This window comes from Burkholderia sp. E168m23, assembly GCF_016586125.1.
Lineage (GTDB): Bacteria > Pseudomonadota > Gammaproteobacteria > Burkholderiales > Burkholderiaceae > Burkholderia > Burkholderia orbicola.
In genome coordinates this window covers 1-1,896 of sequence record NZ_BCPP01001163.1, presented here as the reverse complement: position 1 = coordinate 1,896, position 1,896 = coordinate 1, and the positions used below count along the sequence as shown (strand labels likewise).

General features: G+C 66.2%; 2 protein-coding genes. Both read right to left on the bottom strand.

Annotation, left to right across the window (positions count from 1 at the left end; genetic code table 11):
* A partial coding sequence (locus JMF90_RS35240; RefSeq protein ID WP_201326179.1) for a Glu/Leu/Phe/Val dehydrogenase occupies positions 1 to 1,135 on the bottom strand: 1,135 nt, incomplete at its 3' end.
* Between the two features lie 286 nt (positions 1,136 to 1,421).
* On the bottom strand, positions 1,422 to 1,896 hold a 475-nt coding region (locus JMF90_RS35235; protein WP_236598107.1), incomplete at its 5' end, for a LysR substrate-binding domain-containing protein.

The following is a 1,896-nucleotide window of genomic DNA, read 5'->3' as shown; positions in this document are numbered from 1 at the left end:
TCTCGTCTTCCGTCCAGAAGAAGCTCGAGAAATCCTGCACCCACTCGAAGTACGACACGGTCACGCCACCCGCGTTCGCGATCACGTCGGGGATCACGAGCACGCCGTTCGCGCTCAGAATGTCGTCCGCCGCCGTCGTCGTCGGGCCGTTCGCGCCTTCGACGATGATCTTCGTGCGGATCTTCGCCGCGTTCTTCTCGGTGATCTGGTTTTCCAGCGCCGCCGGGATCAGGATGTCGGTCTCGACCGTCCAGAACTCGTCGTTCGGCATCGGTTCCGCGCCTTCGAAGCCCGCGACGCCGCCGGTGCGGGCGACGTGGTCGAGCAGCTTGTTCGAATCGAGGCCGGCCGGCTGGTAGATCGTGCCCGTGTGATCCTGCACCGCGATCACCTTCGCGCCCGCTTCCTGGAACAGCTTCGCCGCGATGCCGCCGACGTTGCCGAAACCTTGCACCGCGATACGTGCGCCTTCGATTTCCAGGCCCTTCTTCTTCGCCGCTTCGGAGCCGACGACGAACACGCCGCGGCCCGTTGCTTCCTTGCGGCCGAGCGAACCGCCGAGCGCGATCGGCTTGCCGGTCACGACGCCGGTCGACGTCTGGCCCTGGTTCATCGAGTACGTGTCCATCATCCACGCCATCACCTGTTCGTTGGTGTTGACGTCCGGCGCCGGGATGTCCGTGTTCGGGCCGATGATGATGCCGATTTCGCTGGTGTAGCGGCGCGTCACGCGTTCGAGCTCACCACGCGACAGCTTGCGCGGGTCGACGCGGATGCCGCCCTTCGCGCCGCCGTACGGCACGTTCACGGCCGCGTTCTTCACCGACATCCATGCCGACAGCGCCATCACTTCCGACAGCGTCACGTCCTGGTGGTAGCGCACGCCGCCCTTGCCCGGACCGCGCGACACGTTGTGCTGCACGCGATAGCCTTCGAAGTGCGCGACGGTGCCGTTGTCGAGCTCGATCGGGCAGTCGACGATCAGGATGCGCTTCGGACGCTTCAGCGTTTCGAGCCAGCGCGACAGCGAACCGAGGTACGGCGCGACGCGATCGACCTGCTGAAGGTAGTTGCCCCACGGGCCGAGATCGTCGGCGTGCAGGTAGGACGGGATGGACTGCTGTTGCGAAGACATGGACACTCCAACGTTCAACGGATTGCGCACATTGTCGAAAAAGCCGTTTTTTTTATCCAATGCCGTTTGTTTATTCGATTATGCGTTTCTTGCATGATCGCGATTTTTCGCAAATCCGCGGTCGATTTGCGCAAGAACGGCCGCGATCGGCCGTGCATCGCGTTCGTGAAAACCGGATCGGACAGGCGCGGGCCGGCCGCGGGACAGCCGTCCGATAGACGCTGCAGGAGCGCCGTCAGCCGGCCGGGTCGATCGGCCGGATTGACCGTCGGCGGTTAACCGGCGATCAAGCGGCGGCGTCGCCGGTCGTGTCGCGCAGTTCGTCGCGCACGACGTCCCACAGCGCCCGCACGAGCTTCTGCCGCGGATCGTCGCCCTGCAGCGCGAGCTTGTCGCAGTACAGCCGGATCTCCATCGTCAGCGTGAACGGATGCGCGCCGCCGCGCGCCGACCGGTCGAGCCGGATCAGCCGGCCGCCCGCGACCGCATCGTCGACCGCGCTGTGCGGCAGGAACGCGACGCCGTGGCCCGCGAGCGCCATCGCCTTCAGCCCCTCGGCCATGTCGGTTTCGTAGACGCGATCGAGAAACAGCCGCGTCGGCGCGTTCGCGATGATGACTTCGGTCATCCGGCCGAGATACGCGTTCGGCGTATACGACAGGTACGGCACGCGCGCGTCGGCCGCGCCCGGCAGCGTATGGCGCGGCCGGCCCGCGCGACCGGGCGCCGAGAACGGGCTGATCGGCTCGCTGCCGAGGATC